At 40.2% G+C, this 18287-nt stretch carries 16 protein-coding genes; 4 read left to right on the top strand and 12 right to left on the bottom strand.

Translation table 11 applies throughout. The annotated features are described in order from the left end of the window. Positions 1 to 36: 36 nt before the first annotated feature. The 5 genes from Q8S11_RS11285 to Q8S11_RS11265 all read right to left on the bottom strand — a co-directional run bounded on the left by Q8S11_RS11285 (position 37) and on the right by Q8S11_RS11265 (position 7637). Positions 37 to 873: a metallophosphoesterase gene (locus tag Q8S11_RS11285; RefSeq protein ID WP_305662199.1), complete on the bottom strand. Its 837-nt coding sequence runs from the start codon at positions 871 to 873 to the stop codon at positions 37 to 39. Between the two features lie 98 nt (positions 874 to 971). After that, positions 972 to 2396 carry a c-type cytochrome domain-containing protein gene (locus tag Q8S11_RS11280; RefSeq protein ID WP_305662198.1) on the bottom strand — a complete coding sequence of 475 codons (1425 nt, stop codon included), beginning with the start codon at positions 2394 to 2396 and terminating at the stop codon, positions 972 to 974. Between the two features lie 15 nt (positions 2397 to 2411). Beyond that, the gene (locus tag Q8S11_RS11275; protein ID WP_305662197.1) at positions 2412 to 3347 is read right to left on the bottom strand and encodes a sugar phosphate isomerase/epimerase; all 936 of its coding nucleotides are present in this window, start codon (positions 3345 to 3347) and stop codon (positions 2412 to 2414) included. Between the two features lie 20 nt (positions 3348 to 3367). Then, a complete protein-coding gene (locus Q8S11_RS11270; RefSeq protein WP_305662196.1) occupies positions 3368 to 4873 on the bottom strand; it encodes a DUF1501 domain-containing protein in 1506 nt (501 codons plus the stop codon). 31 nt (positions 4874 to 4904) lie between these two features. Further along, positions 4905 to 7637 (bottom strand): DUF1553 domain-containing protein, encoded by a 2733-nt coding sequence (locus Q8S11_RS11265; protein WP_305662195.1) that lies wholly within the window; start codon positions 7635 to 7637, stop codon positions 4905 to 4907. A gap of 126 nt (positions 7638 to 7763) precedes the next feature. On the opposite strand from Q8S11_RS11265, the gene Q8S11_RS11260 reads away from it, so the two are divergent. The 4 genes from Q8S11_RS11260 to Q8S11_RS11245 all read left to right on the top strand — a co-directional run bounded on the left by Q8S11_RS11260 (position 7764) and on the right by Q8S11_RS11245 (position 12280). After that, positions 7764 to 8864 (top strand): AI-2E family transporter, encoded by a 1101-nt coding sequence (locus tag Q8S11_RS11260; RefSeq protein ID WP_305662194.1) that lies wholly within the window; start codon positions 7764 to 7766, stop codon positions 8862 to 8864. A gap of 135 nt (positions 8865 to 8999) precedes the next feature. Next, on the top strand, positions 9000 to 9896 hold the full coding sequence (locus tag Q8S11_RS11255) for an ABC transporter ATP-binding protein (RefSeq protein ID WP_305662193.1): 897 nt from the start codon (positions 9000 to 9002) through the stop codon (positions 9894 to 9896). Between the two features lie 8 nt (positions 9897 to 9904). Continuing rightward, entirely contained in the window at positions 9905 to 11209 is a 1305-nt protein-coding gene (locus Q8S11_RS11250) for an ABC transporter permease (protein WP_305662192.1), read from the top strand. Positions 11210 to 11356: 147 nt separating this feature from the next. Beyond that, positions 11357 to 12280 (top strand): exopolyphosphatase, encoded by a 924-nt coding sequence (locus tag Q8S11_RS11245; RefSeq protein WP_305662191.1) that lies wholly within the window; start codon positions 11357 to 11359, stop codon positions 12278 to 12280. A gap of 3 nt (positions 12281 to 12283) precedes the next feature. On the opposite strand, the gene Q8S11_RS11240 is transcribed toward Q8S11_RS11245, so the two are convergent. From Q8S11_RS11240 to Q8S11_RS11210, 7 genes are all read right to left on the bottom strand, one after another. After that, positions 12284 to 12859 (bottom strand): Maf family nucleotide pyrophosphatase, encoded by a 576-nt coding sequence (locus Q8S11_RS11240; RefSeq protein ID WP_305662190.1) that lies wholly within the window; start codon positions 12857 to 12859, stop codon positions 12284 to 12286. Between the two features lie 504 nt (positions 12860 to 13363). Then, positions 13364 to 13729: a hypothetical protein gene (locus Q8S11_RS11235; RefSeq protein ID WP_305662189.1), complete on the bottom strand. Its 366-nt coding sequence runs from the start codon at positions 13727 to 13729 to the stop codon at positions 13364 to 13366. Between the two features lie 62 nt (positions 13730 to 13791). Then, positions 13792 to 14322 (bottom strand): HAD family hydrolase, encoded by a 531-nt coding sequence (locus tag Q8S11_RS11230; protein ID WP_305662188.1) that lies wholly within the window; start codon positions 14320 to 14322, stop codon positions 13792 to 13794. Positions 14323 to 14424: 102 nt separating this feature from the next. Further along, positions 14425 to 14667, bottom strand: a complete 243-nt coding sequence (iscX, locus tag Q8S11_RS11225; RefSeq protein ID WP_305662187.1) for a Fe-S cluster assembly protein IscX — start codon at positions 14665 to 14667, stop codon at positions 14425 to 14427. 18 nt (positions 14668 to 14685) lie between these two features. Next, positions 14686 to 15018 carry a 2Fe-2S iron-sulfur cluster-binding protein gene (locus Q8S11_RS11220; RefSeq protein ID WP_305662186.1) on the bottom strand — a complete coding sequence of 111 codons (333 nt, stop codon included), beginning with the start codon at positions 15016 to 15018 and terminating at the stop codon, positions 14686 to 14688. A 24-nt stretch (positions 15019 to 15042) separates the two neighbouring features. Beyond that, a complete protein-coding gene (locus Q8S11_RS11215; protein WP_305662185.1) occupies positions 15043 to 15819 on the bottom strand; it encodes a Rossmann-like and DUF2520 domain-containing protein in 777 nt (258 codons plus the stop codon). Next, the gene (locus tag Q8S11_RS11210; RefSeq protein WP_305662184.1) at positions 15819 to 18284 is read right to left on the bottom strand and encodes a heme lyase CcmF/NrfE family subunit; all 2466 of its coding nucleotides are present in this window, start codon (positions 18282 to 18284) and stop codon (positions 15819 to 15821) included. Before Q8S11_RS11210 ends, Q8S11_RS11215 begins: the two co-directional genes overlap by 1 nt. Positions 18285 to 18287: the final 3 nt, after the last annotated feature.

The following is an 18287-nucleotide window of genomic DNA, read 5'->3' as shown; positions in this document are numbered from 1 at the left end:
AGGGACAGGCAGGTCTGAGGAGAAACCGACCCTGCTTTAATATTTAAGTTCCCCCTGTTTTTCTGTTGGGTTCATCATGTAGGTAACAAGTGTCCCATCATTCAATAACTCCACGACCCGGAAACCTCTATAAGGTGTTCCCCAGCTTCCTCCAACATGCGAATCGAATAAGAATGGGATATTTTTCGCCATAATCACTCCATCCTGATCATGCTCGTGCCCGTGAAATCCGGCCCTGATATTCGGATATTTATGTATTAGTTCGAAAAACTCCGGGGTATCAATCGCATGTTTAGTCCATTTTGCCTGAGGAATATGCAGAATCAGAAATACGTTCTTTTTGCTTTTGTATTGCTCCAGCTTTTCCTTCAACCACTGCAGATCGGGTGATACATAAGTTCCCTGCACATTTGAAGTATCTGCAAGTATAAATGCCGAGCCCTTAGCCTCAAAACTGTGGTTCAAAGGCATTTTCCATACCTCATTCCATTGTTCTTCTGTTACCATGTCATGGTTTCCCCTAACAACATAATAGGGCACCTGAAGATTATCTGTTTTTATCTTGACCAAAGGTAAAAGGTTCTCTTCGTTATGAATTATATCGCCATTGAGCACACAAAAATCAATACGATTACTCTTATTGAATAAATTAATCTGATTGATCACCTTATCAGTCATTTCATCAAATGCTGTATTCGGTTGCCCATAATGAAAGTCGGATGCAAGCACAAATCTCAGCCTAACTTTGGCTTTCAGACCATAAACTTCTTCTGCAGAAAGATCAGTAATCTTGCCACTGAGCAATAAAGCGGATGCCAAAGAAATCTGCTGAATAAATTTCCTTCGGCTCTGACTATTCACATTTTTTTTCATTACCTCTAAATTTTATTTATTATAACACCCATTCCAAATCTGCATGTTAATTTTTACATGCATGTTAATTTCCTATTAATATTCAACTCAAAATCCAACTACTTTTCTCTTGCTGATTTTAATTCCACAGTATCACTTTCCAGAAATTGAAGTTTATACCCCCCGGTATCAATAACAGCTTTAGGAAATAATTTACTGAGCTGACTGAACTCAGCTTCCGAAATCGCAGTCTGGTATAAAAAGATCTGTCTCAGGTCTTTCAATGATTTCAACTGGTTTAGCCCCTTGGATGTTACAGCAGTGCCAACCAGATTAAGGTAAGTCAGTTTTGACAAACTGTTCAACAAGGCAATTCCGGAATCACTCACCTTAGTACGCTCAATGGAAAGACGGGTAAGTGAAGACAATTTCGAAATTAATTTTAGTTTATTATCATCCAGATTGGAGTCTCCGATTTTTAACCATATCACTTGCTTGCTTAATTTTTCCAGTAATTGCAAATCACTATTCGTGATTGAATCAAGTGCTACAAAATTGACAGAAAGGTAATTACTATTTAGTGCGACCGGTATAACCGCAACACCACGGGCAAGCAGGTCCTGAACGACCTTTGCATCTGCTTGTCCGACAGTCTTTTCCGGAATATCAGAGATTAAAACTGATTCAGTCTTTTCTTCAGATTGAAGAGATAAAAGCACCGGTTTTATTTTTTCCGATTGAGCCAGGTCAGCTACCTTTTTATTAAAATCCGCTCCGCTGCTAACCCACCAATGGATCAGATCCATTTCGGTTTTAGTAAGCTGCGGCTGTTCAAGAGGCGGCATATGATCATCACTCTCTTTTGACAATAAGATCCGTTTAATCAATTCACTTTCATCGGTATTTCCGGCAATAATTGCTTTTCCACCCTTGCCTCCTTTTAAAATAAAATCAGGAATGTCTAGTCTTAGTTTTCCCTTCTGTTTATTGGGCCCATGACATTTATAACATTTTGAAGTCAGAATTGGCTTGATAACATCCTGATAAGCAAGCGCTTGCTGAACGTTCGGAATAGGCTTTCTTTTTTCTTCAGCCTGCCCTGAACCGTCTGCTGAGAATGCCCTTGTCAGGTAATCTGAACCATGAGTTATGGAACCTCCAAAATGCCCGGTAAGGACAATCAGAAACACCATAAGAGCAGTAATCCAGGTAATTTGCCTTCCCTTCCGGTTTAAATACCATGCAAAAATCGAAATTACAGCAAGCGCGATACCGGACCATTGATGATTAAAAATCATGTCTTCATCATAATCACCGCTGCCTGACAGCAGGTAGCCACTGATACAGGATGCAATCGCACTGACCATTCCAATAAACAAAGAAATACCTACCGCTGAAGACAAGGACTGATATTTTTCCTTCCGAGATAATAATTGAAACAAGGCGGCGAGCAGCAATATTCCGATCGGGAGATGTACTAACAGAGGGTGAAAGCTCCCGGCAAAATCAGGCAGGTTAAACAAAAAAATAAGTAATGTGCTCATTCAGGGAATATGAAATCAGGAATATCTTTTTCTAAGCAAATGCATCATGTGCACATTAATGGCCCATTGATCGGCCAATGGCTGTCTGGTATATGGATAGGTGGGCATATAATCGGGCGGTCCAAATTCCGTAAGAACAGTAACCCGCTCTCCGTTTCTCCTCTTCCTCTCCACAATTTTATCCCACCAATCAAAATGCTGTTTCAGAGTTTGTTCCCATTCAGGTGCACGTGGGTCATTTACCTGCGGGCCTTCGGGATGGCCAATACGTGCGTGAATATGATCAGTCCGTGCTAATGCCAGATCAATGGTCTCCTTCTGATCAGCAAGTAAACTCTCATGAACATTGCACCAGTGAGAAATATCTAATGTCAGCCTGAGATCGGGATATTTTTCAAGAAAATTTCTTGTGATATGTGCTGCAAACAACATCCTGCCGCGATGTGTTTCATGGCAAATTAACAGGCCGGTTTCTTTAGCCAATTCCTGAGTATGCTCGATGAATTTTTTGTTGTCATCGAAACTGAAATAGTCTTTTCCGGAATGATTGTTAATATAAAGTGGTCGCTGGATATTTTGCTTTGCGGCAGCATCCACCATTCTTTTGTAGAATTCGAGATGCTCCTGCGGGTTGGACTGAGATCCCCCGCAGAGGAAACCGATTTCGAGATCATAAGTCTTCAGGGCAGCAAATATTTCATCCTGCGCCTTTTTATTATCCGTAGGCCACCATAATTCTATCCCATCATATCCTTCCTTTTTCACTTTTGCACAAAACGAATCCATTGTTCCCTGATAGCCCCAACTGGTGGCCATTATTTTCAGATCGTAATTTTTATTCACAGAAGATGTAGTCATATTGGGTAATGCGTAAGATTCTAAGGAGGATACTAGTAATGCAGCCGAACCTGCGACCGATTTTTTAATGAACTTTCTTCTGTCTTGTCTCATATAATTTCCGCAAAAATCGTTTATGCTAAAATATCGGTTATCACTTTCCCTCCAACATCCGTTAAACGGAATGGTCTGCCCTGAGATTCATAGGTGAATTTCTCATGGTCAAAGCCCAGTTGATTAAGTATAGTAGCCTGAATATCAAATGCTTCTGTCTTGCCATTCACAATATCATACCCTATTTCATCTGTTTCTCCATAAGTGGTACCGCCTTTAATACCGCCTCCAGCCATCCACATGTTGAAGGCAGCGGCATGATGGTCCCTGCCTTTAAATGGCATATCCTTACCTTCACGATTCTCCTGCATTGGTGTTCTGCCAAATTCTGCACCCCAAACGATCAGGGTTTCATCAAGCAAGCCTCTTTGCTTCAGATCAAGAATTAGTGCAGTGATCGGCTTATCTACATTCCTGCATTTATTTACCAGACCAATATCTACCGAACCACTGGCAGAAGTACCATGCGTATCCCATCCCCAGTCAAATAACTGAACAAAGCGAACACCCTTCTCAACCAGCTTTCTGGCCAGTAAGACATTGTTTGCAAAGCTTGTTTTACCCGGTTCTGTACCATACATCTCGTGGATGTATGCCGGTTCATCATTAATATTCATTACCTCCGGTACAGAGATTTGCATCTTATAGGCCATTTCATATTGCGCAATGCGCGACAGAATTTCCGGATCTTTAAATTCTTCGAACTGTTCCTGATTTATTTTATTGATCGCATCAATGGATGCCTTACGCAAATCCCTGTCCATACCTGCAGGATCTTTTATGAACAGAACCGGATCACCCTCCCCCCTGCATTGAACTCCCTGATAGACACTCGGCAAAAAGCCGCTTCCCCAAACACTTTTACCCGCATCGGGATTATTGCCACCGGAAGTTAAAACGACGAAACCCGGTAAATTTTTATTTTCTGATCCCATTCCATAGGTCACCCAGGCACCTATACTTGGCCTGCCGAGACGGGCTGAACCGGTTTGCATCATTAATTGGGCAGGTGCATGATTGAACTGATCGGTAGTAACCGCATTCAGCATCGCAATCTCATCCGCTACAGTAGCCAGATGAGGTAAATTATCTGAAAGCCATAAGCCACTTTTTCCATGTTGTTTAAAGTTGGCCTGCGGACCAAGCATTTTAGGCACCCCCCTGATAAATGCAAACTTTTTACCTTCAAGCAATGACTGCGGACATTCCTGCCCATCGAGTTTTGCAAGTTCTGGTTTATAACTAAACATCTCCAGCTGTGAAGGAGCCCCTGCCATGTGTAAATAAATGACCGATTTAGCTTTCCCCGGAAACATCGGAGGCTTAGGTGCAAGCGGATTGGAAGCATCGAACAGGGCATTAGGAGCAGAACTACCACCAAAACCACAGCTTCCAAGCAATGAGCCTAATGCCAAAGCCCCAAAGCCCATAGCTCCTTCCTTTAAAAAATGACGGCGGGTATGTAATTGCAATGCTGCCTGTTCGGCTTCCCTTGCTAAGCTTTGTGCCTGAACATCTCTCTTCATAATCAATATTATTACAATGGCTGGACCTTATCTAATTTTTGTTAAGCCATTCATCCATATTCAGCATTGCACCGGCAACAATGACCAGTGATGCAGTTTCAGGATCGGCAGGCTTTTCTTTATCTCCCATTAATAGATAAATAGCCGTTTTATCCTTTTTATATTTCCGGAGGGCTTCTGCATACAAATCAGATAGTGCCTTTAATTTTGTTGCTGAAATCGGCTTAAACATCATGGCTTCATAACCTTTACTAATCTGAATATTGCTTTCCTTCCCTCCAAGTTCTTTCATGCGTAGCGCCAGACTTCTGGAAATGACCAGAGTGGTTGAGTCATTCAGAGAAGTTAATGCCTGTAAGGGGGTATTTGTTCTGATCCTTCTTGGCAGGCATGATTCCCTTGCCCCACCATCAAAGGTCATCATTGAAGGATAGGGGGCTGTACGCTTCAGGTAGGTGTAAACTGCCCTTCTGTACTGGTCTTCACCTGCACTCATTATCCATTTTTCACCATTATAAGGAGAACGCCAGATTCCTTCAGGTTGAAAAGGCATCACACTTGGCCCATACATCTTTTTACTCAATACATTACTTACCTCTAAAGCCTGATCCCTGAGCTGTTCTGCTGAAAGTCTGATTCTGGATGCCCTGGAATAAAACTGATTATTGGGATCGATTTTTAACTTTTCCTCAGTCACTGCAGAACTTTGCCGATAGGCCGCAGACATAACTATCTCTTTTAAAAGACGCTTCATACTCCAGTTATATTCATTCACAAACTGCCAGGACAAATGGTCCAGCAATTCTTTATGAGTAGGTGCAATTCCTTGTGAACCAAGATCCTCAAGTGTTTCAGCAATCCCAAAACCAAACAATTGCTCCCATAAACGGTTCACCATAGTTCTGGCTACAAGCGGATTCTTTTTATCTGTTAACCATAAGGCCAACCCCAATCTGTTCTTCGGTACATTTGCCGGCATTGGGTTCATAATATCAGGCACACCCGGTTCCACCATATTTCCCTTAACCATCCAGTTGCCGCGTTCAAAAACATGAGTAGTTCTAAGCTGCTCTCTATTATTCTCGATCATGATTGGCGTTTCATCAACTTTAGCCTGCATCAGCTGGTTGAAATTACTCAAAGCCAGCTCAAACCCTGGTTTTTCCTTGCCGGGAAAGGGAACGTCAAACTGGAACCACTCAAACTGGACACCGGTATCATCCGCATTTTTTATCGCAGGACTATAATATTTAAAAAACAGGTTGCGCTTTCCTTTTTCAGCGGGTATCGGAACGGTCACAATTTTCCATTCTCCCTTTGTATTTGCAAGCGGAACAATTTTCAATAATTTCCCATTCAATGTATCCAGGTAAATAGACCACTTACCCCCATCAAAATTGGTTTTATATCGAAACATGAGTTGGGTTTTATCCTGCAATACCACATCCTTTAATCGACATGTACCGTTATTACGCAGTCCTGCAAACCAACTACTGATTAAAGCAGCATTCACATACTGATCGCATTGCAATGAATTTATTGTAGGCTGCCAGGTTTTAAGAAAGTTATAGTATTTTTTTGCCTGAGCTTCTGAAGTATTACTCCGGAGCCAGCCAGTAAGTTGTACAAGTTTTAAACTATCCTGAGCATTGTATTGACGCAATAAGGGGTAATCAGCGTTAGTATCTTCATCCCGCGTATTATTAAAAAAGGCCATGAACTTATAGTACTCATCAGCCTTAAAAGGATCATAAGGATGACTATGGCATTGAACACAGTTAAATGAGGTTCCCATAGTAGCACTCCAGGTTGTATTTACCCTATCCATCACGGCAGAAGTTCTGAATTCTTCATTATCAGTTCCACCCTCATCATTGGTCATTGTATTCCGGTGAAAAGCAGTAGCGATATATTTAGCATCATCAGGGTTTGGCATCAGATCGCCGGCAAGCTGTTCAATCAAAAAATCATTATATGGCTTATCCGTATTATATGCTTTGATCAGCCAATCACGATATTTCCAGATAATTCGTCCGCGGTCGGCTTCATAACCCCGGGTATCTGCATAACGGGCAAGATCAAGCCATAGGGATGTCCAGCGCTCACCATAACGGGGGGAGGCCAAAAGATCATCTACCAGATTCTCGTAAGCTTTATCGGTATTATCCTGAAAATATTTCTTAAAAATTGCGGCTGATGCTGGGAGTCCGATGAGATCAAGACTAAGTCTGCGAAATAAAGTTGCCTTATCAGCTTCTGCAGAGGGTTCTAATTTTTGTTCCTCCAGTTTTTCATAAATGAAGCGATCAATATCATTCCTGATCCAGTTATTGCTAACATCCGGAATATCTTGCTTCTTTACAGGCACATAAGCCCAGTGTTCTCCCCATTTTGCTCCTTCTTTAATCCATTGTCTGAAAACTTCAATTTCCTCTTCAGAAAGTGCTTCATGCTTGTAGGGCATCCTTTCATCCGGGTCATTTTGAGTAATTCTTCTGATCAGTTCACTGCCTTCGGGATCACCGGGTATAATTGCCGGTTTTCCGGACTCAGTAAGACCTAAAGCTTCTTCCTGAAACAGAAGACTAAATCCTGCCTCCTGCTTTACTCCTCCATGACAGGAGATACATTTTTTGTTGATTATTGGCTTTACATGAGTATTATAGTCTATTTTCTGATTTGAAATAGCAAGCATATATAATGCGCCTACTGCAAGGAGTAGTACAAACAACACAACTATTTTTTTTGATCTAAACTGCTCCATTGAATCTCTTTATCTTAAAGATATAAATTCCAATATAAAAAAGTGGAGTGGGGAACATTTTAAGCTTGAATACTGACAGAAAATAAAATTTCAGCTATCTTTAGAATTACTGAATATAGAACCGATATGATTAAATCATCTCTAACTTTATCAAAGAGTGTTTTCGTTTTATTTTTGTCATTTTTAGTAATCTTCGGACTATATTTTGCACGGGAGTTTCTAATCCCAATTTCAATCAGTACTCTTTTGGCTATGCTCTTTGTTCCAGTTTCCCACTGGCTTGAAAGTAAAGGAATAAGCCGTCTGTTTGCTGGAGTATTTTGTGTTTTGCTCTTCCTTTTATGTGTTGCCAGTGTGATAGGTTTACTTGCCTGGCAGGCAAAAGGTATCTCTAATGATCTTCATGAAATCATATTCCGTATTGAACAAATTGCAGATAACATCCGCGAATTTATAGCCAGAAACATTGGCATATCATCTGAAAAACAAAAGCAATGGATGTCAAAACAAACTACTGGCACCTCAGGAACATTGGGCTTGGCCGGAGTATTATTAAGTTCAGTGATGAACATAATTGTCCACTTTATTCTGGTCATAGTTTACCTTTTTTTGTTTATTTATTACCGGTCTCACTTAAAAAAATTCATACTTATGCTGGTACCTGCAAGTGCAAACCCCGAAGCCGAAAAGATAATTTTAGATAGTGGTAAAGTAGCGCAGAAATACTTATCCGGACTGAGCAGTATGATTGTTATTCTATGGATAATGTACAGTGTAGGCTTCTCAATTGCAGGAGTGAAAAGTGCAATCTTTTTTGCCATATTATGCGGACTTCTGGAGATTTTGCCTTTCATTGGAAACTTAACAGGTACCTTCATTACTGTACTGGCAGTAATGTCGCAGGGTGGAAGTGACGGAATGATTATTGGAGTGGTTATCACCTATTTACTGATTCAGTTTATTCAAACATATTTTCTTGAGCCATTAATTGTAGGCTCTGAGGTTAATATTAATCCACTGTTTACCATTCTGATTATCGTATTCATGGAGATTGTATGGGGGATATCCGGTATGATACTCGCCATACCAATGCTGGGAATTGTCAAAATTATTTGTGATCATGTGACACCGCTTAAACCATATGGGTTTCTTATTGGCAGATCAAGATCAGACAAGAAACAGGGGATACACAGAAAATTGCAAAATTGGTTAGGTCTCAATAACTAAGGGTTTGCAAACGCTTTGAAAGGGAAGTATAATTTCTTCAAAATATTTATAAAACCTCTCTTTAACCAAGAATGTGCTAAACAAAAATGTAACAAAACCATCAGAAACTACTCTAATTATGAATAATCCAACAATATGCTGAGCATCAGAAATATAGTTAAACAATATGCTAATCACAGGGCTTTAGACAATGTATCGATTGAGATCGGACAGGGTTCAATTTTCGGATTGCTTGGCCCGAATGGTGCCGGAAAAACTTCACTGATCCGAATCATCAATCAAATTACCGCACCAGATCAGGGCGAAATATTATTGAATGGCGAAAAGCTCAATCCATCCCATATTTCTAAGATAGGATACCTGCCCGAAGAAAGGGGCTTGTATAAAAAAATGGAGATTGGTGAACAAATGCTTTATCTGGCACAGCTAAAGGGCTTATCAAAGGTTGATGCCACAGCAAGGATCAGATATTGGTTTGAAAAAATGGGCATTCAGAGCTGGTGGAATAAAAAGGTAGAAGATTTGAGCAAAGGTATGCAGCAAAAGGTACAATTTATCGCTACCGTAGTTCATGATCCTGAACTGATCATCCTGGATGAACCATTCTCCGGATTTGATCCCGTGAATGCCCAGTTAATAACCCATGAAATCCTGGAATTAAACCAAAAAGGTGCTACCATTATCTTTTCAACCCACCGGATGGAATCTGTGGAGCAATTATGTGACAGCATTGCCCTGATCCATAAATCAAAGAAAATTCTTGATGGAAAGGTGAAGGATATAAAGAATTTGTACAGAAATAATACTTATAGAATAGCTTATTCAGGAATTCTGAATCCGGCGGAGACACCCCTTTTCAATATTACAGAGGAGAAAAAAGATGATGAAGCCACACATCTGACCATTCAAATCAATCCGGGTTATTCTTCAAACGATGTATTGAACTTCTTAATCCCACAAGTTCTGGTCACCGAACTGACGGAGATTGTGCCGAGTATGAACGATATTTTTATTCAAAACGTAAAAAACTAATCAGAAAAATGAATAAGATTCTACTCATTATAAAAAGAGAATATTTCAGCAGGGTAAAAAAGAAGTCATTTCTGATCATGACCTTTCTGGTACCTTTGTTAATCATTGGGATGTACGCACTGGTATTTGCACTATCAATTAAAGGTGGCGACAATATCCCGGCAGTCGAAGTCATTGATGATAGCGGAATATTCAATAAAGGCCTCGAAGATAAAAAGTCAGCAACATTTAGTAAATCAGACCTCACACTGACAGAGGCTAAGCTGAAGGTGGTTAAGAACGAAGATGCTTTTGTACTTTATATTCCTTCTGATATTTCCAGCGGCGGTACTGTTGAAATGTTTTCTCAGAAAAAAGCAGGGCTTTCTGTGATTAGCACAATAGAAAGCCAGCTGAACGATCAGATGCGTACCAAACTTCTCGCTGATGCCGGGATTGATGCCCTTACACTTGATAAGATAAAACCAAAATTATCTGTCGTTTCGAAAGAATTAACCCTCGAAGGTGAAAAAGACAGCAGCTCGGGCGCAGCAATGGCAGTTGGATTCGCAGCAGCAATTCTGATTTATATGTCACTTTTCATTTATGGGATTCAGGTAATGCGGGGAATTATTGAAGAAAAAACCAGCAGAATCGTTGAGGTTGTTATTTCATCTGTCAAACCGTTTCAGTTGATGATGGGAAAGATTATAGGGATCGGATTGGTGGGTTTAACACAGTTCCTGCTCTGGATCACCCTTTCGATAGGACTGATGACCGTGGCAAGTCAGATCATATTTAAAGGCAAAATGGAACAGATACAATCTGAAATGCCAATGAGCAAACAGGCTGCTGTTGCAAGCAGTGATGGCCCAGGAATGGATATCATTAAGGCAGTTCAAACAGTTAACTGGACTTATATCCTTCCGGTCTTTATTATTTTCTTTCTTGGTGGATACATGTTGTACAGCGCCCTTTTTGCGGCAGTTGGATCTGCCGTAGACAGTGATACAGAAACACAACAATTTATGCTGCCCATTACCCTCCCACTGCTGTTTACTTATATCATGTCATTCAGTTTTATTGTCAATAATCCCGATAGCAGCCTCTCCTTCTGGTTGAGTATTATTCCATTCACCTCACCCATCGCGATGATGGTTAGATTACCTTTCGGAGTACCAAACTGGGAGCTTGCCTTATCTATCGCCTTACTTATTGGCGGGTTTATTTTTACAACCTGGGTGGCCTCCCGTATCTACCGCGTAGGAATTCTGATGTATGGAAAAAAGGTAAGCTTCGCTGAGTTGGGGAAATGGTTTATGTATAAAGAGTGAGTTGTAAGTTGTAAGTTATAGGTTGTAAGTATTAATACTGGTTAAGATGAAATTTAGTTCTTTGAGCTGAAAGTATAAAGCTGAAAGTGGAATGCTTAAGGCTTAAAGCAGAAAGTTAAAGGTTCTTATAACTTACAACTCCAAAAAATGAATTCCATAGCTATCCTTGATCTCGGCACGAATACCTTTCAATTATTGATTGCAAACATAATTGATAATGCGCCTGTGCTTGTTTTTGAAGAGAGCATTGCTGTAAAATTAGCTGAGGGAGGAATCGAAAAAGGCTATATCAGTGAGGCAGCTTTCGATCGTGGACTTTCAGCAGTGAAACAATTTAAAAAATCAATAGATCTGTATCAGGTTAAGCTTGTCAGGGCTGCGGCAACATCAGCAGTCAGGACTGCCAGCAACGGGGCAGAGTTTTTGGAGATAATAAAATCAGAAACAGGAATTGTTCCTGAAATCATTACCGGTGATCGGGAAGCTGAACTAATTTACCTTGGTGTCGGGGCTGCTATCAATATGGGAGATGAAAAATGCCTGATCATTGACATTGGTGGGGGAAGCGTTGAATTTATCATCTGCAATAAGGAAGAGGTATTCTGGAAAAGGAGTTATGACATTGGGGCTGCCCGCCTCATGGAACAGTTTCATCATTCAGATCCCATTTCTGAAGCCGACATCATAAAACTAAATAAATATCTGGCAACCAAACTTTCAGAGCTAAAAACCCAGATCGAAACTCATAAACCTGAACTTCTCATCGGTTCTGCAGGTGCGTTTGAAACTTTTGCTGCACTCATTGATTCCCAATTTAAAGCAAGTTTTGAAAATCCTGAACTGAAGATTGAATTGAAGGATTTTGCGAAGATATCAGCACTGATACTGAAAAGCACACATGCTGAGCGCAGCAGTAACCCTGCAATTATTCCTGTCAGAGTTGATATGATCGTAATGGCCACCCTGATCACAAAGTACGTTCTGAATCAGTTTGCCTTTAAATCACTTAAATTGTCAACTTATTCCTTGAAAGAAGGCCTGCTGTTTGAGTACCTGAAAAACATAACCTGATTATTATTCAGATAACTTACACAGCTCTGTGTAAAGACGATGGGTAGGAAGGCCTACCACATTGCTGTATGAGCCATTGATCCGCTCAACTGCTACCAGTCCGATCCATTCCTGAATTCCATAAGCCCCTGCCTTATCCATAGGCTGACAGGTGCTAATATAATAACGGATTTGTTCAGCACTGATTTGCTTAAAGAACACATCTGTAAGCTCATAGAAACTACTGACCTTATGATTTTTGAGCAGGCTGACTCCTGTAATCACTTCATGTCTCTTCCCTGATAATGCCGAAAGGATCTCAAATGCATGGTCTTCATTTTCGGGTTTACCCATAATGTGACCGTCAAGCGAGACAATTGTGTCTGCTGTAATCACAATTTCATTTTCAATCAGAAGATCGAAGGCTTTTGCTTTCTTTTCGGAAATGTAAACTGCAATTTCAGAAGGTGAAAGTCCAGGAGGATAACTTTCATCCACCTCTCTCAGAACAACCTGAAAATCAAATCCCATCAGTTTTAGCAGCTCTTGTCTGCGTGGTGATTTGGAAGCCAGAATAATTGGCGGAAATTGTTGAATCATCGGATTGGGCTTTGCCAAAAATAAGAAAAGCGGCTAAAAGCCGCTTTAATATGTAGAAAAAGAATCCTAAACTGAGCTCGTCGTTATAAATTTAGTTTATAATGCTCTTTTTTGCGCTTGTATAAAGTTTTTATCGTTTGGAAATATGCTGCTGTGCTCTTTTTATTGCATTCCCGCTTTTCGCTCATACCCCACAGGCCTTAATCACAGGCCGGTATCCGCTACAATCGGGTTTAAAAACATCAGACAGTACAATTAAAACCTGGTCTATCCACTATTCAATCAAAATGGGTATATTAACGTGAATTCGACATAACATTTTAAAAACCACATAGAAACATAGCATTTTACAGCTTCTAACTTACATTTTAGACACAGATAGCCTTGAAGCTTCGCTTCAATCTATATGATTTACAATCTATGTTTCCTTTAATGCATTATAAAAGTCAATCTATGTGGTTAAATATTAATCTTTAGATTGTTTAATATTGAATTCACGTTATATTAGTTATTCCGCATTCTTGCACGACGCTCTTCAAGAATGGCCTCATAGGCTTTCTTTTGTTCATCATTAAGTAAAGCATTCACTTTTGTTGTGGTTTCAGCCTGCAGAGGTGCCATTTTAGCACGCATGGCCTGAAAATCACCCCCATCAGTTAAAGTTGTTCTGACACTGTCAGTACGCTTTGCCGACCAGATAAACACGTCCTTTAATTTAGTTTTTTGCTCGGCTGAAAGCTTTAGCGATTCCAACTGGGCAAGCTGACGATCAGCTCTTTCCTCAGGTGTACCCATTTGTCGGCCGCCCTGTGCATTGGCGAAGGATGTCATAAAGAGAATCAATCCCATGACAATAATTAATCTTTTCATATTTGCTGGTTTTTCCCTTTTGATTAATTATATGACAAAAGGTTTAAAGCTGAAAGGAAGAATCAGATTTTGCTCCCATCAGCAGCAGACGGATCTGCACTAGTCCAGAGGTTCTGGATCTTCATTACTTTTTCAACGATATCCCTCACGCATGAATCACCGCCATTTTTTGGGGAAATATAGTGGGCAAGAACTTTAATTTCCTCAACTGCATCAGCCGGACAAACCGCAAGACCCGCCATTTTCATTAGCTCCAGATCGGGAATATCATCCCCCATAAAGAGCACTTGCTCTGGCAATAATCCATTCTTCTGAATAAACTCATTATAAGCTCCGGTTTTAGATTCCAAACCGAGATAAATATCCGTAATACCAAGTCCTCTTAAGCGATGCTCTACCCCTTTTGATCTTGCACCTGAAACAATTGCTATCTTAAACCCCCGTTTAATGGCCAGTTGAAGGGCATAACCATCTTTGATATTAAACTGCCTTAAAAACTCTCCCGACTCAGTAACCAGCAGCATACCATTGGTCATGACACCATCAACATCAAGAATAAATGCTTTAATATGCTTTAGTTTTTCTAAGAACATGGGGGTAGAATTGAGGTATGAAGTCCGAGGTATGAGGTCGGAGGTCAGAGTTCGGACATCAGACTTCATACTTCTGACATCAGACTTCCGGCTTCCTGCTTCCTATTGATTATCGCGCCACTCGTAAACCCAGGCCGTTTGAATTTGCTCCAGATGACCTTCATTTGATTGCTCACGGGTACCTGCGAAATTCGGAAGACTTAAAATCCAGTCGAGAAGTTCGGTGAATCGTATTCTGTATATCTGGGACTCTCCAAAATCATCTCCAAATTTCTCATAAAGACCTATAGCTATATCTTCATAATCATTCCAATATATCGGTAATTCAAAACTTTCTTTCGCCATATCTATTGTATAATTGAATTAATGTCCTAAAAACTGATTCTGATCCGGAAGTGTTACTTCAATATCACCATTTATTAAAACACACTGACAACCCAGTCTTGAATTGATCCTCGGATTAACAGCACGATCGATAAAATCCTCTTCTTTATCTGATATCTCCTGAATATTATCCATACCGGAATTAACATAAACCTGACAGGTACTGCATCCGCAAACACCACCACAATTATGTTGTAATTCAATCCCGTTATCCAGACAAACATCAAGAACTGATTCGCCTTCCGCTATTGGAAGCTCTACTGATGACTTTGAAGCCTCTTCAAAATTGATTTTTAATTTAAAAATGTTCATTAGTGCAAAAATAGCATTTTAAACTCAGCCCTGTGAGCGCTTGTGCAAATTGACTATGCTTTGACTAAGTTTAGTATAAAGCTCTGACAAAGCAGGATTAGGTTTGAGAACTTCGAGGTGAGCCTGAATGGTCGCCTGATCTTCCCTGATAGCCGGGCCGGTCTGAACAGAAACCGGATCATTCATTTCAATTTTACTGAGAGTTTCTTCAATCAGTGGTTTCAAAAGCTCGTAATCCAGGCCTTTTTCTTCCAATAATTCCTGAGCGAGCCCGAACAGATGATTGGTAAAATTACAGGCAAATACCGCAGCAACATGAAGTGTTTTTCGTTGTTCTGAATTTAATTCAATTACATTTTCTGATAAGCGGTCGGCGACTGCGCGAATACTTGTTAATACTTCTGGAGCATTCGCTTCAATGATTATTGGAATCTGCCTGAAATCAACCGATTTAATCTTTGAGAAAGTTTGTAGCGGGTAAAACACTCCAACTTTTGTAGATGCCCCGTCAAGAGCTGAAAGTCCGGTTGAACCGGATGTATGTACAAGTAATTGATCAGCAAGTTTTAATTCAAGAGCAAGTTCCCTGATGGCTTCATCCTTAACAGCAATAATAAACAGGTCTGCAGAACGATTCAGGTCAAACATATTGTCGATTGGTTCTGCTGCCAGAGTATCTGCCAATGCACTTGCATGGGTAATATCGCGACTCCAAACCTGGGTAATATCCTGCCCTGCCATTTTAAATGCGCGACCTAAATGCGTGGCTACATTGCCGCTGCCCAAAATGACAATATTCATCAGGCTTGTTTTATTTCCTTATTTCGTCTGAAAATAGAAAGAATAAATCCGATCACCATAATGATTGTTCCGCCCCAAAATAAATTTATATATGGAAACACAATGGCCTTTAAAACAACCCAATCCTTTTCTGCTTTTGGCTTTTGATAAACCATCAGTTCAAGCTTGTCTTTATCAGGAAAAACGTTTGAAAAGCGCAATTTCAGTCCCATTTCATCAACTTTTTTTCCAAAATCAAATTTTGAACCATCTTTTAATAAATAAATGGGTTCAGATGGGTATACCTTTCCATCTGAATTTACTTCTAACTGCAAGCCAATAGCGATATCACGCTCGCCTACAGGTATATTCTGAATCTTAGCGTCCCGGTTGATTCCTTTAACCAGTATATATCCCTCTCTGAAACGCACAGTATCACCAACATTCACTTCATAGGTAACAGGCTTTTCATAATTTTCATCATCAGAATGACCTTCATGGTCCTCATGATCGTCCTCTTTTAGTGGCACACTGCTCACATGGGTATAAACATCATGAAACAGGTAGTGTCTGGTATCAGGAGAGGCTATGATCTGTCTCATTTTGGCATTCTGCTGTGCATTTGGATAGAGCGTAAAGTTTTCTTTAATAGTTCCGCTTTTTTCATCAATTACCTTATAATTTATTCTATAATAGGTATTTACACCCTGGGTTGAGTCACCCAAATAAGTGACTGTATATCGGTCCATCTTTGTAGGCTCATCCTTGTAAAGAATAATGTTTTCACGGGGATTATTGCTCTTAGCAAATTCATCGCCAAAACCAATACCTGTATTATTTACGGAAATCACTTTATTTGTAGCGGCTGCTACAAGTGCTCCAACCAGCAATAAGGCAAATCCAATGTGCGCAACTGCAGAACCGGCAAGTCTCCACTTTCCTTTAAATGCTTCACCTAAAATTTTAGCATTCGCCAGTATGGAAAACACGCAAGCATAAGTCAGGATGATATACATCACATTGGAATATATATTCATCACATAAACAGCTGCCGCAGTAATGAATACTGAAACAAGCAGTGATATAGAAATACTAACAAAGAATTTCTTAGGATCTGTCTTTTTGTATTTCAGAAATTGCGAAAATGCTGAAATAAAGGCAATAACAACTGCAAAAGGAACCTGCCACTTATTGTAATGAGCAATAACATCAGGCGGTGGCGCGATCTCTGTCCCAAAAACGGCATTAAATACAGGCACAGAGGTTGAAGCAAGTATCTGAAGACATGCAATTGATAAAACCAGAGCCCCAATAAAAAGCCAGAATTCACGTGAATAGGTTTCTTCATCCTTTTTGGTTATTGGAAGCTCCTTCCAACGGATAACCAGAAATAAAACAGCAATAAAAAGGAAGGCCAAAACATATAGAACCAGATGCCAGAACATCCCCAAATCGGTAAAGGCATGTACAGATGTTTCACCTAAAATACCACTACGGGTTAAAAAAGAAGCATAAAGTACAAGTACGAAGCTGATCAATACCAGAAAGGTTCCAGTAAAATAAGAATGTCCTGAATTTCTATAAGCGATCAGCACGTGAAGGGCTGCAATGAGGGTCATCCATGGAATGATTGAGGCATTCTCAACCGGATCCCAGGCCCAGAAGCCGCCAAAATTTAATGCTTCATATGCCCAAAAAGAGCCCATAATAATCCCTGTTCCCAGTATCATCACTGCAAAAAGTGTCCATGGTAATGCTGGTTTTATCCATTCAGAGTATCGTCTTTCCCATAAGCCCCCAATTGCATAGGCAAATGGAATAATCATCGATGCAAAACCAAGAAATAATGTAGGTGGATGAATAACCATCCAATAATTCTGTAGCAGTGGGTTTAATCCATTACCATCTGTAATCATGCTCAGGTAATCGCCACGTGCAAAAATAGGTCCCTGAATTGCATCTCTTAGCAAGATAAATGGAGAACTTCCAATCCTAAGTCCGAAAACCTCAACCCCTACCAGCATTGAAGCGATAAAGGTCTGAGAAAGCATGATGGTAGTCATGACTGAATTTTCCCAGGTTTTGCCCTTTGAAAGAATAATTGTCCCTAAAAATCCCTGCCAGAACATCCAAAGCCAGAAACTTCCTTCCTGCCCTTCCCAAAAGGAAGAGATAATATAATAAACCGGAAGTATCTTCGATGAATGAGCCCATGCATAATTGTATTCAAACAAGTGATTATAAATAATGTAATACAGGCATGACCCTATTCCAATAACGGCAAGTGCATTTAAACGAAATGCAATTCTTGCAATACGTTTCCAGCCATCAGAACTTGCCCGCTCTGATTGGTCTTTAGAATGTGAAGTTGTAGTTGCAAAATAATAGGCAAGGGTTGCCAGAAGAGCAGTACAAAACGACAGTATGATGAAGAATTGCCCAATCTTCCCCGGAAGAAGGTTTTCTCCAATGTATTGTATTTCCATTAA

This window comes from Daejeonella sp. (assembly GCF_030695525.1).
Taxonomy (GTDB): Bacteria; Bacteroidota; Bacteroidia; order Sphingobacteriales; family Sphingobacteriaceae; genus Daejeonella.
This window is presented reverse-complemented; position numbering and strand designations above follow the sequence as displayed.

Bases quoted from the DNA above. Each gene is read 5' to 3' on its own strand.
- Q8S11_RS11250 (WP_305662192.1), top strand. From the start codon at position 9,905: ATGAATAAGATTCTACTCATTATAAAAAGAGAATATTTCAGCAGGGTA.
- Q8S11_RS11255 (WP_305662193.1), top strand. From the start codon at position 9,000: ATGCTGAGCATCAGAAATATAGTTAAACAATATGCTAATCACAGGGCT.
- Q8S11_RS11240 (WP_305662190.1), bottom strand. From the start codon at position 12,859: ATGATTCAACAATTTCCGCCAATTATTCTGGCTTCCAAATCACCACGC.
- Q8S11_RS11260 (WP_305662194.1), top strand. From the start codon at position 7,764: ATGATTAAATCATCTCTAACTTTATCAAAGAGTGTTTTCGTTTTATTT.
- Q8S11_RS11245 (WP_305662191.1), top strand. From the start codon at position 11,357: ATGAATTCCATAGCTATCCTTGATCTCGGCACGAATACCTTTCAATTA.
- Q8S11_RS11270 (WP_305662196.1), bottom strand. From the start codon at position 4,873: ATGAAGAGAGATGTTCAGGCACAAAGCTTAGCAAGGGAAGCCGAACAG.
- Q8S11_RS11220 (WP_305662186.1), bottom strand. From the start codon at position 15,018: ATGAACATTTTTAAATTAAAAATCAATTTTGAAGAGGCTTCAAAGTCA.
- Q8S11_RS11230 (WP_305662188.1), bottom strand. From the start codon at position 14,322: ATGTTCTTAGAAAAACTAAAGCATATTAAAGCATTTATTCTTGATGTT.
- Q8S11_RS11275 (WP_305662197.1), bottom strand. From the start codon at position 3,347: ATGAGACAAGACAGAAGAAAGTTCATTAAAAAATCGGTCGCAGGTTCG.
- Q8S11_RS11210 (WP_305662184.1), bottom strand. From the start codon at position 18,284: ATGGAAATACAATACATTGGAGAAAACCTTCTTCCGGGGAAGATTGGG.
- Q8S11_RS11215 (WP_305662185.1), bottom strand. From the start codon at position 15,819: ATGAATATTGTCATTTTGGGCAGCGGCAATGTAGCCACGCATTTAGGT.
- Q8S11_RS11285 (WP_305662199.1), bottom strand. From the start codon at position 873: ATGAAAAAAAATGTGAATAGTCAGAGCCGAAGGAAATTTATTCAGCAG.
- iscX (WP_305662187.1), bottom strand. From the start codon at position 14,667: ATGGCGAAAGAAAGTTTTGAATTACCGATATATTGGAATGATTATGAA.
- Q8S11_RS11280 (WP_305662198.1), bottom strand. From the start codon at position 2,396: ATGAGCACATTACTTATTTTTTTGTTTAACCTGCCTGATTTTGCCGGG.
- Q8S11_RS11265 (WP_305662195.1), bottom strand. From the start codon at position 7,637: ATGGAGCAGTTTAGATCAAAAAAAATAGTTGTGTTGTTTGTACTACTC.
- Q8S11_RS11235 (WP_305662189.1), bottom strand. From the start codon at position 13,729: ATGAAAAGATTAATTATTGTCATGGGATTGATTCTCTTTATGACATCC.